14 protein-coding genes are annotated in these 14,465 nt (G+C 44.5%); 5 read left to right on the top strand and 9 right to left on the bottom strand.

The window, feature by feature from the left end; genetic code table 11:
- Nucleotides 1-370 precede the first annotated feature (370 nt).
- A complete protein-coding gene (locus tag CKY02_RS16545) occupies nucleotides 371-1,387 on the top strand; it encodes a tail fiber protein (protein ID WP_112896145.1) in 1,017 nt (338 codons plus the stop codon).
- Between the two features lie 615 nt (nucleotides 1,388-2,002).
- Nucleotides 2,003-3,445, top strand: coding sequence for a pyruvate kinase (gene pyk / locus CKY02_RS16540; RefSeq protein ID WP_112896144.1), 1,443 nt, complete (start codon nucleotides 2,003-2,005; stop codon nucleotides 3,443-3,445).
- Between the two features lie 283 nt (nucleotides 3,446-3,728).
- On the opposite strand, the gene lpxM is transcribed toward pyk, so the two are convergent.
- The 3 genes from lpxM to znuA form a co-directional block, all read right to left on the bottom strand.
- Entirely contained in the window at nucleotides 3,729-4,697 is a 969-nt protein-coding gene (lpxM, locus tag CKY02_RS16535; RefSeq protein ID WP_112896143.1) for a lauroyl-Kdo(2)-lipid IV(A) myristoyltransferase, read from the bottom strand.
- Nucleotides 4,698-4,848: 151 nt separating this feature from the next.
- On the bottom strand, nucleotides 4,849-6,156 hold the full coding sequence (gene mepM / locus CKY02_RS16530; RefSeq protein WP_112896142.1) for a murein DD-endopeptidase MepM: 1,308 nt from the start codon (nucleotides 6,154-6,156) through the stop codon (nucleotides 4,849-4,851).
- A 20-nt stretch (nucleotides 6,157-6,176) separates the two neighbouring features.
- Complete coding sequence (gene znuA, locus CKY02_RS16525; protein ID WP_112896141.1) at nucleotides 6,177-7,124, bottom strand: zinc ABC transporter substrate-binding protein ZnuA; 948 nt, start codon at nucleotides 7,122-7,124, stop codon at nucleotides 6,177-6,179.
- 76 nt (nucleotides 7,125-7,200) lie between these two features.
- On the opposite strand from znuA, the gene znuC reads away from it, so the two are divergent.
- From znuC to CKY02_RS24800, 3 genes are read left to right on the top strand one after another with little or no spacing between them, the layout of a single operon-like run.
- On the top strand, nucleotides 7,201-7,959 hold the full coding sequence (gene znuC / locus CKY02_RS16520) for a zinc ABC transporter ATP-binding protein ZnuC (protein ID WP_112876054.1): 759 nt from the start codon (nucleotides 7,201-7,203) through the stop codon (nucleotides 7,957-7,959).
- Nucleotides 7,956-8,741, top strand: a complete 786-nt coding sequence (gene znuB, locus CKY02_RS16515; RefSeq protein WP_112896140.1) for a zinc ABC transporter permease subunit ZnuB — start codon at nucleotides 7,956-7,958, stop codon at nucleotides 8,739-8,741. The genes znuC and znuB overlap by 4 nt, the downstream gene beginning before the upstream one ends.
- 8 nt (nucleotides 8,742-8,749) lie before the next feature.
- Nucleotides 8,750-8,893: a hypothetical protein gene (locus tag CKY02_RS24800; RefSeq protein ID WP_162120257.1), complete on the top strand. Its 144-nt coding sequence runs from the start codon at nucleotides 8,750-8,752 to the stop codon at nucleotides 8,891-8,893.
- A 66-nt stretch (nucleotides 8,894-8,959) separates the two neighbouring features.
- Here the strand turns inward: CKY02_RS24800 and ruvB are convergent, their stop codons facing one another.
- The 6 genes from ruvB to aspS all read right to left on the bottom strand — a co-directional run bounded on the left by ruvB (nucleotide 8,960) and on the right by aspS (nucleotide 14,422).
- Entirely contained in the window at nucleotides 8,960-9,967 is a 1,008-nt protein-coding gene (gene ruvB, locus CKY02_RS16510) for a Holliday junction branch migration DNA helicase RuvB (protein WP_112876056.1), read from the bottom strand.
- Nucleotides 9,968-9,983: 16 nt separating this feature from the next.
- On the bottom strand, nucleotides 9,984-10,601 hold the full coding sequence (gene ruvA / locus CKY02_RS16505) for a Holliday junction branch migration protein RuvA (protein ID WP_112896139.1): 618 nt from the start codon (nucleotides 10,599-10,601) through the stop codon (nucleotides 9,984-9,986).
- A gap of 79 nt (nucleotides 10,602-10,680) precedes the next feature.
- Nucleotides 10,681-11,202: a crossover junction endodeoxyribonuclease RuvC gene (gene ruvC / locus CKY02_RS16500; protein WP_112896138.1), complete on the bottom strand. Its 522-nt coding sequence runs from the start codon at nucleotides 11,200-11,202 to the stop codon at nucleotides 10,681-10,683.
- 237 nt (nucleotides 11,203-11,439) lie between these two features.
- Nucleotides 11,440-12,183: a YebC/PmpR family DNA-binding transcriptional regulator gene (locus CKY02_RS16495; RefSeq protein ID WP_112896137.1), complete on the bottom strand. Its 744-nt coding sequence runs from the start codon at nucleotides 12,181-12,183 to the stop codon at nucleotides 11,440-11,442.
- 29 nt (nucleotides 12,184-12,212) lie between these two features.
- Nucleotides 12,213-12,650 (bottom strand): dihydroneopterin triphosphate diphosphatase, encoded by a 438-nt coding sequence (nudB, locus tag CKY02_RS16490; RefSeq protein WP_112876059.1) that lies wholly within the window; start codon nucleotides 12,648-12,650, stop codon nucleotides 12,213-12,215.
- Complete coding sequence (aspS, locus tag CKY02_RS16485; protein WP_112896136.1) at nucleotides 12,650-14,422, bottom strand: aspartate--tRNA ligase; 1,773 nt, start codon at nucleotides 14,420-14,422, stop codon at nucleotides 12,650-12,652. The genes nudB and aspS overlap by 1 nt, the downstream gene beginning before the upstream one ends.
- Nucleotides 14,423-14,465: the final 43 nt, after the last annotated feature.

The following is a 14,465-nucleotide window of genomic DNA, read 5'->3' as shown; positions in this document are numbered from 1 at the left end:
TAAGCGAGGAATTATTGAATTATATCAAGAAAATCCCATATTATTCAGTTAACTCAATAAAATAATGACCTTTTAAAATTAAAACATAGGATATTATTATAAAAAATTTACCGAAAGAAATAGAAAGCAGGAAGATAAAAATAACTTTCAGATATTGAATATAAATAATTTAGATATTTACCCGATCAACAGTTTCACATTTATTATTTCCACCCATTATACAAAAACTATTATCCCTCTAAGTTATAAGAATACTTTATTATGTTTTTTCCGAGCTAAAATATTATTGACATATATTAATTAAAATTAATTTTTTAATAATTCAGTATGTTGTTTATAAAAGCACATTATTTATATCTGAGGAAAATATATGAATCTCAAGAATGATTTTAAAGCTTTTTCTATTGGTAACAATGCTAATGTAGTCAGTCAAGAAGCCTATGAAGAAAGCCGAAGTTTGAAAACTGGGTTTCCCCCAAGCGATATTACTATTCATTTACTAAACAAAGTATTACGTCAGTCATCAACCATCTCCTCTGTTATCGCTAATTTTATCGCGACCCAATCTGGTAGTGATATTTTGGATGATGGTGATATAGCTAAACTCATTACTCAATTAAATAGAGCGTTAGAACAAAAAATTACAACAACTGTGCCAAACGCCTCATTAACACAACAAGGCATTATTCAACTCACAGACCAAACAGGCAATAGTAATACCCTTGCGGCAACACAGAAGCTTGTTTCTGATATAAATGATAACGCTAATAATCGGCTAGCAAAAGACCAAAACGGTGCCGACATTCCTGATAAAAATGCATTTGTGAAAAATCTTGGCTTAATCGAAACCATTATTAACATCCAATATCCTGTAGGAATTGTGATTTGGTTCGCTCAAAATAAAAATCCCAATGTGCTATTTCCGGGCACTACCTGGGAATATATTGGTGAAAATAAAACGGTACGATTAGCTAGCACCAATGGTTCCGATCTTTTATCAACCGGTGGCAGCGATTCGATAAATCTGACAGCGGCACAAATGCCAGCGCATAATCATACATTCTCTGGAACAACGAGCACATTTGATTATGGCACCAAAACCACTAATGTCACTGGGGATCACCATCATGATAGCGGCTGGGGTGAAGCTTGGGGTGGGCGTTACGGCTATTACGACAATTCTAGAAACAATATAGGGTCATCACAAGTACCAGATAATGACAACTACAAATACAACACCAGTACTAATGGTGCCCACTCTCATACGGTATCAATAGGAGCACATAACCATACAATTTCAGGTAACACCGGAGATTCTGGTGGCAATGCAGCGATTTCAATTACCAATTCATATATTAAGTTAATGGGATGGTATCGAAAAGCATAAGAACCCTACATCCCCCGGACCGCTAACAAATCTCACGCAAATAGCTGTCTCTTGATCATAAGTCTGACTTAAGAGACAGTGCCAACTCGTCCTCCTCAAAGAAAACTTATCATTTGCATACTTTACAGCATACCCACCCTGGACGTTTCGTGCTTTCCAGCCCTCAAGTGTTGCTGAATCCCAGTAAATTTCAGAAAGCTTGTATCAGACTCACACAGCAAGACGGGGAGCAGTCACATTATTGATAAATCGGGAACAAATCGTGATAGGATAGAAATACGGCAATAAATATCCGTTGCTGACACTGGTCAATAGGCACTACAGCGAAAAGTATCATGATAAGTTGATATGGGTCACAAAAGTAATCTATAAACAGGCTTGATAGTTGGATTGCCGAAGAGTTTTTTTACTCGTTTTATACCCTATGGATTTCAAGATGCATCGCAGCGGCAAGGGGGCGAATCCCCGGGAGCATAGAGAACTATGTGACCGGAGTGAGAGAATGCAGCCAACAAAGAGGCAACTTGAAGGATAACGGGTATATAGGATAATTAATAGATTATTGATTATTTTTATATCACAAATACCAATACTCACAGGTCAACGGAGTAAAATATGTCCAGACGGCTCAGAAGAACGAAGATTGTTACTACACTTGGTCCGGCTACCGACCGTGATAATAATCTTGAAAAGATTATTGCTGCGGGTGCAAACGTAGTCCGCCTTAACTTTTCCCACGGTACCGCCGAAGATCATCTCCAGCGCGCCAACAAAGTCCGCGAGATCGCAGCCCGCCTGGGGTGCCATGTCGCCATTCTTGGCGATCTTCAAGGACCTAAAATTCGCGTATCAACGTTTAAAGAGGGCAAGATTTTCCTGAATGTCGGAGATAAATTTCTGCTTGATGCCAATCTTGGTAAAGGCGAAGGCGATAAGGAGAAAGTCGGTATCGATTACAAAGGATTACCCACGGATGTTGTACCGGGTGACATTTTGTTGCTGGATGATGGCCGTGTTCAACTGAAAGTATTAACCGTTCAGGGCATGAAAGTATTCACTGAAGTGACAGTGGGTGGCCCGCTATCCAACAATAAGGGAATCAACAAACTGGGCGGTGGATTATCCGCTGAAGCCCTGACCGAAAAAGATAGAGAAGACATTATTACGGCGGCCAGAATTGGCGTTGATTACCTTGCTGTCTCTTTCCCCCGCACCGGTGAAGATCTTAACTATGCTCGCCGCTTGGCACGAGACGCAGGCTGTGAAACGCAGATCGTGGCAAAAGTTGAACGCGCAGAAGCCGTTAGCAGTGATAAAACCATTGATGAAATCATTCTGGCTTCCGATGTCGTCATGGTTGCTCGTGGTGACCTTGGCGTAGAAATCGGTGATCCAGAGTTGGTTGGCATTCAGAAAAAATTAATTCGCCGTGCCCGTCAACTAAATCGTGTAGTGATTACCGCGACTCAGATGATGGAATCTATGATCACCAACCCAATGCCTACTCGTGCAGAAGTGATGGATGTGGCAAACGCCGTTCTTGACGGCACTGACGCCGTGATGCTCTCCGCTGAAACCGCCGCGGGCCAATACCCTGCCGAAACGGTTGCCGCAATGGCGCGAGTCTGTCTCGGAGCAGAAAAAATGCCCGGGCTAAACGTATCGAAACATCGGCTAGACACAATTTTTGACAGTATCGAAGAAGCCATTGCGATGTCTACCATGTACGCGGCAAACCACCTAAATGGGGTTAAAGCCATTATTGCAATGACCGAATCAGGTCGCACCACTCGTATCATGTCTCGCATTAGTTCTGGTCTCCCCATATTCTCTATGTCTCGTCATGAAAAAACCTTAAACCAAACGGCACTTTACCGTGGCGTTACACCAGTTTATTGCAGCAGTCATACTGACGGCATAACAGCAGCCAATGAAGCAGTTAATCGTCTGCGTGATAAAGGTTATTTGGTTTCCGGCGACCTTGTTCTGGTTACTCAGGGTGATCAGATGGGGACAATTGGCAGTACTAATACCTGCCGTATTCTTGAAGTGGAATAAAACTTTATTACATTTAGCGCCAAGTTTTCGACAATCAGGTAAGCCTAGAATACTGGCGCGTTTCGCTTATCCAACAACGACCCGACGGTAAAAATAGATTCTTACCGTCTCTATTTCACTCAACTAATACTGTATTTGAAAATATAGAACCACCATTCAACTAATATATCAAAGTACAAATAATATGTTTTTTCACAAAACCCCCTAACATGCCCAACATTAGGGGGACAATAAAAAATTTCAAACTGTGATTATGATTTTCACATATATCTTGCGATTAGAATCACAGATCTTCTCTGTTATACGGCTCAATATCACCCTCTTTCCGCGTCTTAAGCAATTTAAGTATCCAGGTGTACTGCTCAGGATTTGGTCGCACTAATTGTTCTAATTCTTCATTCATCCGACGGGCAATAAAAGCATCATCTTTGCCATCAATATCATCCATTGGCGGACGAATATAAATATCAAGCTGATGAGTACGGTAATTATAAACCGGAAACAGCGGCACAATAGCAGCACGACAAACCTTCATCAATCGCCCAATTGCCGGCAATGTCGCTTTATAAGTTGCGAAAAAATCAACAAACTCACTGTGCTCCTCACCATGATCTTGATCAGGTAGATAATATCCCCAGAAACCCTGGCGAACAGTAGCAACAAACGGTTTAATTCCAGCATCACGAGAATGTAAACGGCCACCAAAATGATGGCGAACTTTATTCCATAGATAATCTGCAACCGGGTTTTTCTGGTGATGGAACATGGCTGATATTTTCTGTCCGCCCACAGACAGTAATATCGCTGGAATATCCACAGCCCAACCATGAGGCACCATGAAAATAACGTTTTTCCCCTGCGCTTTCAGTTGAAGAATAATCTCTTCCCCATGCCACTGCGTCCGGCTTAACGTTGATTTTGTACCACGTAAACACAGTTCAGCCAACATAACAAAAGGTTGAGGTGCGGTAGAAAACATCTCATCAATCAATGCTTCACGCTGTTGCTCCGTCAGTTCCGGCATACAGTAACACAGATTTATTCTTGCTCTACGACGTGCCCCTTTCGCTAACTTACCCGCCAACCAGCCTATTTTAGCCAGCAGAGGATCACGCACTTTAACTGGTAGGTAAGCCAGCCCGGCCAACACACCAATGCCCAGCCATAATCCCCAGTAACGAGGATGCAGGTAAGATTTATGAAATGTCGGCACATAACCAGCTTTACTGTCTGTATCTGTTTCTTTATGCATGAGATAACTCTTTAAAACAAAACGATAATTTGCCATTTTCATACAGGGATCTATATCAACAGATGTCAACATATCTTGTTCTGCAATACAAAACGACAGCGGATGATATCAATCATCCGCTTTAAAGTCTGTTACTAATGAACAATTAAACTCAATCTAACAGAAGCTGGGGCGTTACCTCTTTTATCGTTGCCAGGAATTCTGTGCGTTCTTTACCACTCAAACCTCCAGAACGCGGTAATTTCGCCGTTAATGGGTTTACCGCCTGCTGATTGATCCAGAATTCATAATGCAAATGTGGGCCCGTAGAACGACCAGTGCTACCGGACAACGCAATACGATCACCCCGTTTTACCTTCTGCCCTGATTTCACCAGCAGCTTTCTCAAGTGCATATAACGCGTGGTATATTGGCGGCCATGGCGAATGGCAATAAAGTTACCTGCTGCTCCGTTATATTTGGAGACAATCACCTCACCGTCACCCACCGCCAAAACAGGCGTTCCCACCGGCATGGCAAAATCCACACCTTTATGCGGCGCAACCCGACCAGTAACTGGATTCACACGCCGAGGATTAAATTGGGAAGATACCCGAAATTGCTTGGTGGTTGGAAAACGCAAAAAACCGCGCTCCAGACCGGAACCTTGACGATCATAAAAACGCCCATCTTCCGCCCGGATAGCATAATAATCTTTACCACCACTATTTAAGCGAACACCAAGTAATTGGCTCTGTTCACTGTGACCATCCAACATTTCACGGGATAGCAATACAGAGAAACGATCACCTTCATGTAATTTACGCAAATCAATTTGCCATTGCAGTGCCTTAGTGACTTCACGTGCTTCACTGCTGGTTAAGCCGGCATTTAAAGCACTACTGGTAAAGTTACTATCAACAACGCCAACGACGACGCTGTTTTTCCACTCCCCTTTTTGAAACTCTTTTGTTTCTTTAAACAGATCGCCTTCACGGGTATAAATGCGCATTTCACGGCGGGAAACACCCCAAGTCAGCGTTTGCAAGTCACCCGCTTCATTGACTGTCCATGACAATGGCTGACCAATGTTCAATCCCCGTAACGCTTTATGCTGACTCGCGAGTAACGCTACATCAGAAGAGTCGATACCAAATTGGGTCAGAATATTACTGAGGGTGTCACCGTCGGAGACAATATATTCATGCGGAGTTTGAGCCGAGACCTCTGAGTTCGTCTCTTCATCAGGAATACCCTCGTCCGGTAGCTGTTCACTGCTATCTGCAATAATCTCATCACTATCTACGGGAAGGTTGATGGCGATGCTGCCGACTGTTGTTTCTTCTTGTTCATGATGATAAGCAATAGGTTGCCACATAGTGACAACCAATGTTGCTACAGTCAGCGAACCCAACATAATTTTATGCGGTCGCGGTAACTCCTTATACACCAGAACGATAGTTTTAACTATCTGTTGCACTCATTGAATTCCTTATTACTTTAATTCAGGCAACCCGCGTACTGTTCCGACAACTGAGTTATAAATTTCATATAGCTGTCCTTATCCAATACGACGCGGCCTCCTAACGGATCTAAAGTGCCCATGCGCACTCCCGTACCCTTCGCCACAGCATTAATAACGGTCGGCCTGAATTGTGGCTCAGCAAAAATGCAGGTTGCTTTCTGCTCAACCAATTGTGTTCGTATATGATGTAATTTTTGTGCGCCAGGTTGTATTTCAGGATTAATCGTAAAATGTCCTAATGGCGTCAGGCCATAATGCTGCTCGAAATAGCCATAAGCATCGTGAAAAACAAAATACCCCTTACCACGCACCAGCTTAAGAATATTAGCAATATTTTTGTCAGTTTGCGCAAGCTGAGTATTGAATTTACGTAGGTTTACGTCCAGCGCTGCTTTTTTATGCGGATAACGCGCTTGTAATTGGTCATAAATCCCCTGTGCGACCTGTTTTGCTATTTCTGGTGATAACCAGATGTGCATATTATATTCACCATGAGAATGATGTTCATGACCATCTTCATGTTTATGTTGATCCGATTTGGGTAAATCTTCATTATTTTTCAGCAATAATGGCCTAATCGTTGGCAATTGTGCTAAAACTAACTGTTTATTTTGTGGAACTTTGGCTAACGGTTTAGACAAAAAGATTTCCATCTCAGGTCCAACCCACACAACTAAATCTGCCTGATTAACTTTCTTAAGATCAGACGGTTTCAATGCATAATCATGCGGTGATGCCCCATCAGGTAACAGCACCTGCGTATCAGTTACACCTTCAGTTATTGCCGCAGCAATAAAACCCAACGGACGGATTGATGTCACAACATCGGCATTAACCGATTGTATCGTTCCTGACATAAAAACAGCAGTAATCGCGGTCTTGCAGAGAAACTTGTGCGCTAGTTTATATGATTTGTGTAACATAATGTAAATATCTCGTGGACAGAAACCAGAATTGTTATATTATAACATCTCAATGTTCACGCAAGATATATTTAACATGTCGACACTCATCACTTTAAAAAATATTGCTGTTAATTTCGGCGATCGTCGGGTATTAAACAATATCTCTCTACATTTGCAACGAGGAAATATTCTGACGTTGCTAGGTCCTAATGGTGCCGGTAAATCAACTTTAGTCCGCGTTGTTTTAGGGCTTATTGAGCCATCATCCGGCACTATTGAACATACCGATGGATTGAAAATCGGCTATGTTCCACAGAAGTTGCATCTTGACCCCACCCTGCCATTGACAGTTAAACGCTTCATGATGCTAAAACCCGGGGTAAAATCTGGCGATATCTTGCCGGCACTTGAACGAGTAAATGCTGCTCATCTATTGCAACAGCCCATGCAAAAATTATCCGGTGGGGAAAGCCAACGGGTTTTATTAGCCAGAGCACTATTAAATCAACCTCAATTACTCGTCCTTGATGAACCAACACAAGGGGTCGATGTTAATGGTCAATTAGCACTTTATGATTTAATCAATCAAATCAGGACCGAATTGCATTGCGCTGTACTGATGGTTTCCCATGATTTGCATCTGGTCATGGCGAAAACAGACGAAGTTTTATGCCTTAATCAACATATTTGTTGTTCCGGCACACCTGAAGTTGTTTCAACTCACCCTGAATTTATCGCGATGTTTGGTCATCATGGTGCTGAACAATTGGCAATATACCGCCACCAACACGACCATCACCATGATCTGAAAGGGAAAATTAGCTTGGAAAATAACAGGGAATGCCACTCATGATCGAATTATTATTCCCCGGTTGGTTGGCCGGCGTATTATTGGCTATTGCTGCCGGGCCATTAGGCTCATTTGTTGTCTGGCGCAGAATGTCCTATTTTGGCGATACTCTGGCTCATGCTTCATTACTGGGCGTTGCTTTCGGATTATTGCTAAATATTAGCCCTTTTTACACAATTATCGCCGTCACCTTGATACTGGCAATTATTTTAGTTTGGCTGGAGAAACGTCCTCAACTGGCAATCGATACTTTGTTGGGGATTATGGCTCACAGCGCATTATCATTAGGGCTAGTGGTTGTCAGTTTAATGTCTAATGTGCGAGTTGATTTGATGGCTTATCTGTTTGGTGATTTGTTATCAGTCACCTATGAAGATATTTGGTTGATTGCCATCGGTGTCACCATGGTCACCACGCTCCTGTTCTGGCAATGGAACGCCTTGCTCTCTATCACCGTCAGTCAAGAAATGGCTTTTGTGGATGGAATTAAAATACAGCGGTTAAGAGTGCTGTTAATGCTGGTAACCGCGTTGACAATCGGCTTGGCAATGAAGTTTGTCGGCGCACTGATTATCACCTCCCTGCTCATTATCCCGGCCGCCACTGCTCGCCGTTTTGCCCGTACACCGGAGCAAATGGCCGGTATTGCTATTACGGTTGGTACGCTTGCCGTCACCGGTGGATTAGCTTTCTCCGCCGTTTACGACACACCAGCAGGGCCTTCTGTCGTGCTATGTGCTGCGGTGATGTTCATTATCAGCCTGATCAGTAAAGCAAAAAATTGATCCACTGAGTGGGGATAACCCAGTTATCAGGAGAACGGGATATACCCGTCATCTTTCAAGTTGCCTCTTTGTTGGCTGCACTCACTCACCCCGGTCACATAGTTATCTATGCTCCCGGGGATTCGCTCCCTGGCCGTCTCGATGCATCTTGAAATCCATAGGGGATAGGTTTCCCTTGCGGGGAGTACCCATCCCGATTTTTCAGGTAATTAAACAAGTCATTCCTGATCTCTGACCATACCAAAATGGCGATAAGCATGTTCGGTGGCAATTCGTCCACGGGAAGTGCGTTGAATAAAACCCTGTTGAATCAAAAAGGGTTCCAGCACATCTTCAATCGTTTCCCGCTCTTCACCAATAGCAGCGGCAAGATTATCTACCCCAACCGGCCCGCCCATAAATTTATCAATGATAGCAATCAGTAATTTACGATCCAGATAATCAAAACCGGCAGCATCTACGCTCAACATATCCAGCGCTCTGGTGGCAATATTGCCATCAATCGCACCATTCCCTTTTACTTGAGCAAAATCACGTACCCGGCGCAGTAAACGATTTGTAATCCGCGGCGTTCCACGAGAACGCATGGCAACTTGCCGGGCACCCTCGTCAGTGATCGCTACCCCCATAAAACGAGCGCTGCGAGAAACGATACTTTGCAAATCGTCCACATTATAAAATTCAAGACGCTGTACGATACCGAATCGATCACGCAATGGAGAAGTCAAAGAACCTGCGCGAGTAGTAGCCCCAATCAGGGTAAAAGGTGGCAAATCAATTTTAATCGAACGGGCTGCCGGCCCCTCGCCAATCATAATATCCAGCTGGTAATCTTCCATTGCTGGATAAAGAATTTCTTCCACTACCGGCGATAAGCGGTGAATTTCATCGATAAACAACACATCGTGCGGTTCAAGATTGGTCAGCATTGCCGCCAAATCACCCGCTTTTTCCAACACCGGGCCTGAAGTTGTGCGAAGATTAACACCCATCTCATTGGCAACAATATTCGCCAGCGTTGTTTTCCCCAATCCCGGCGGACCAAAAATCAGTAGATGGTCAAGAGCATCACCACGCTGTCTGGCAGCCTGAATAAAAATCTCCATCTGCTCACAGACCTGCGGTTGTCCGACATATTCAGACAACAATTTAGGTCTGATGGCGCGGTCAACGGCTTCATCATCTGGCAAAACTTCCGCAGAAACCAGACGGTCAGCTTCAATCATGGCTTACCCCTGTAACTTAGAGAACAGCGCGAAGCGCTTCGCGGATAAGTGTTTCACAATCCGCCCCCGGTTTAGCGACTTTATTTACCATGCGGCTGGCTTCCTGTGGTTTGTAACCCAATGAAACTAATGCCGCAGCGGCTTCCGCTTCGCTATCAGCGTCAGAAGTTGTCTGTTTGGCCGTTGCCGGCAAATTAATATCACTGCTCTGATTGAAGAGATCGCCATTCAGCCCTTTAAAGCGATCTTTCATTTCAACCACCAGCCGTTCAGCGGTTTTCTTACCTACACCCGGCAGTTTAACCAGAGAAGCGATCGCCTCTTGTTCAATAGCAGAGACAAATTGCTGCGCAGACATGCCCGAAAGAATAGCCAACGCCAATTTAGGCCCTACACCATTCACTTTAATTAATTCACGGAATAGCGCCCGCTCCTGCTTATCATTAAAACCATAAAGTAATTGCGCGTCTTCACGCACAATAAAGTGAGTAAATAGAACAGTTTCCTGTCCAGCATCAGGCAATTCATAAAAACAGGTCATTGGCATATGAACTTCATAACCAACGCCATTCGTTTCCAGTAAAACCAAAGGTGGTTGTTTTTCCAGCACAATTCCTCTGAGACGCCCTATCACTCGTTTATCCCCTAAAAAATACAACTGATTGTTCTATTTATGGTTATAACATAAAAAAAGCTGGATGCATATCCAGCCGTTATCTTAAACGTCCACGCGCCAGGATTAATCTGGGATCACCAACCCGCAAAAGATTCTGATTAAAGTGACAATGGGTTATCGCAATCGCCAATGCATCTGCCGCATCGGATTGCGGATTAGCAGATAATTTCAGCATAGAACGCACCATATGCTGAATCTGACTTTTTTCAGCCGCCCCGGTTCCCACAACCGTCTGTTTAACCTGTCGGGCAGCATATTCAAAAACCGGCACAGATTGATTGACAGCGGCAAGAATAGCAACTCCTCGCGCTTGCCCTAATTTCAGCGCTGAATCGGCGTTTTTCGCCATAAAAACTTGTTCGATGGCAAAAGCATCCGGTTGAAATTGCGTAATAATTTCAAGAATACCTGCATAAATACGCTGCAACCGGTTAGGCAGATCATCAACTTTTGTTCGGATACAACCGCTGCCAAGGTAGCTCAAATGACGCCCCTGCTGACGGATCACACCATAGCCAGTGACGCGGGAACCCGGGTCGATACCTAAGATAATCGCCATATTCTGTTTATTCGCCTTTGATTATCACCTTTAATATAAGGAGATAAAAACGTTAGAGAAAGTGTCCTGTACCACAGCACACTTTCTCTACGCTATATACCCGTTATCCTTCAAGTTACCTCTTTGTTAGCTGCACTCACTCACCCCGGTCACATAGTTATCTATTGCTCCCGGGGATTCGCTCCCTTGCCGTCGCGATGCATCTTGAAATCCATTGGGTATACAACCCGATTGAAATTACAGCAAAGCAGCAACTTCATCAGAGATTTCACCGTTATGGTAAACCTCTTGTACGTCGTCTGAATCTTCCAACATATCAATCAAGCGCAATAATTTAGGTGCGGTTTCCGCATCCAATTCCGCTTTAGTGGAAGGAATCATCGAAACTTCCGCTGATTCAGCCACAAAACCGGCGGCATCTAACGCATCTTTCACGTAACCAAACGTTTCTGGTGTGGTGTAAACATCAATCGCGCCATCATCATAGGTTTCTACATCATCAGCGCCGGCTTCCAACGCTGCTTCCATAACCGCATCTTCGTCCAGCCCTGGCGCGTAAGAAATCACCCCTTTTTTGGTGAACAAATAAGCAACCGAGCCATCAGTACCCAGATTACCACCGGTTTTAGTGAAAGCATGACGAACATCAGAAACAGTACGGTTACGGTTATCACTCAGACACTCAACCATCACCGCCGTTCCCCCCGGACCATAACCTTCATAAATGATGGTTTCCATGTTATCCGCTTCATCGTTGCCGACACCACGGGCGATAGCACGGTTCAGAGTATCGCGGGTCATGTTGTTGGACAGTGCTTTATCAATTGCAGCGCGCAGACGTGGGTTAGATGCCGGATCTCCACCACCCAGACGGGCTGCCGTTACTAGCTCCCGGATAATTTTGGTGAAAATCTTACCGCGTTTCGCATCCTGCGCAGCTTTGCGGTGCTTGGTGTTGGCCCATTTACTATGACCTGCCATAAGGTTCTCCGATAAAACGTCTAATAAACTTATTCAATAACAAACTCTTCAATCGCCTGCCGATTGCTCCACGACTTAGTGAGCTTTACTGCTTTATCCGCATCCAGCCACTGATAAGCTTGATGTTCAGTCAACAGGCATTCTCGCTCTTCCGGCAATGCCAGACAGAACCAGTACTCTTTATTGCGGGTGACTCCTGGGGCATAGCGATGGCGCAAGTGGGTAAAAATCTCATAATAAAGAGAACGCCGGCAATCTATCAGTTCAAGATTTTCACCTATAATATCAATACCGACTTCTTCTTGCACTTCACGTAATGCTGTCTCCCACGGCGTTTCATCTCCATCAAGGCTGCCAGTTACAGACTGCCAAAAATCAGGATCGTCCCGCCGCTGTAACATTAGCACCCGTCGGCTGGAAAACGCATAAATAACCACCAGCACAGACTCGGGGCGCTTATAAGCCATTATTCACTCTCTTTTCTAGCAACAACAGAGATTGATAACTCTTCAAGGGCCGCCGAATTGGCATAACTTGGCGCTTCCGTCATTAAACAAGCGGCAGCGGTAGTTTTAGGGAATGCGATAACATCACGGATGTTATCCGTTCCTGTCAGCAACATCACCAAACGGTCAAGACCAAATGCCAAACCTGCATGGGGAGGCGTACCAAATTTCAGTGCATCCAGCAAGAAGCCAAATTTCTCCTGCTGTTCCTGCTCATTAATGCCCAAAATACGGAACACCGCTTGTTGCATTTCATTACGGTGAATACGCACTGAGCCACCACCCACTTCGTAGCCGTTAATCACCATATCGTAAGCATTGGCAATAGCCGAAACCGGATCTTGCTCCAACTCCGCCGCTGACATATTACACGGTGAAGTAAACGGATGGTGCATAGCGGTCAGGCCACCTTCCCCATCATTTTCGAACATGGGGAAGTCGATAACCCACAGTGGCCGCCAGCTATCCAATTTTGTCAGGCTCAGATCGCGCCCTAATTTCAGACGCAACGCTCCCAAAGCATCAGTGACCACTTTTACATTACCAGCACCGAAGAACAAAATATCGCCATCCTGTGCACCGGTACGGGAAAGCAGACCTTCAATCACCTCTGCATTCAGGAACTTGGCTATCGGACTTTGAACCCCTTCCAGACCGGCAGCACGCGCATTGACTTTTATCCACGCCAGCCCTTTTGCGCCATAAATCCCAACGAATTTGCCATATTCATCAATCTGCTTACGGCTCAGTTCAGAGCCACCTGGTACCCGAATTACGGCTACGCGGCCTTTACTGTCATTCGCCGGTTCAGCAAAAACACTAAATTCCACATCTTTAACCAGATCAGCAACATCAACCAACTCCAATGGGTTACGCAGATCAGGTTTATCAGAACCGAAACGACGCATCACTTCGGCAAACGTCATCACAGGGAAATGCCCCAGATCAACACCTTCAATTTCAAGCCACAATTCGCGGATCATTTTTTCCATCATTTCCCTTACCTGCTCAGCAGTCATAAAGGAAGTTTCCACATCGATCTGGGTGAATTCTGGCTGACGATCCGCACGCAAATCTTCATCACGGAAGCATTTAACAATTTGATAATAACGGTCAAAACCAGACATCATCAGCAATTGTTTAAATAACTGTGGGGATTGAGGCAGGGCATAAAATTTGCCTTTATGAACACGACTCGGCACCAAATAATCACGAGCACCTTCGGGGGTTGCTTTCGTCAGCATCGGCGTTTCAATATCCAGGAAACCCTGATTATCCATGAAACGACGAACAAAACTGGTGATTTTAGCACGTGCTTTCAGACGATTTGCCATTTCAGGCCGACGCAGATCAATATAACGATATTTCAGACGCTGCTCTTCACTGTTCGTCTGATTGCTATCCAAAGGCAAAGGTTCGGAGCGGTTGATAATATTTAAACTTTCCGCAAAAACCTCTATTTCACCGGTAGCCATATCTTTATTGATTTGACTGTCAGGACGGGCGCGTACAGTACCGGTGATTTGAATACAGAATTCATTACGCAGTTCAGCAGCCTGAGAAAATGCGGCTTGCTGATCCGGGTCAAAAAACACCTGAACAATCCCTTCACGATCACGCATATCAATAAAAATCAAGCCACCCAGATCACGGCGGCGGTTTACCCAACCACAAAGAGTCACCTTCTGGCCTTCATGGGTCAGATTCAACTGCCCACAATAATCAGTACGCATACAATATCCTTTTACTCGGCTGTTGTGCTGTTGCTGCGGAAAT

Source organism: Photorhabdus bodei (assembly GCF_003287735.1).
GTDB classification, from domain to species: domain Bacteria; phylum Pseudomonadota; class Gammaproteobacteria; order Enterobacterales; family Enterobacteriaceae; genus Photorhabdus; species Photorhabdus kayaii.
This window is presented reverse-complemented; position numbering and strand designations above follow the sequence as displayed.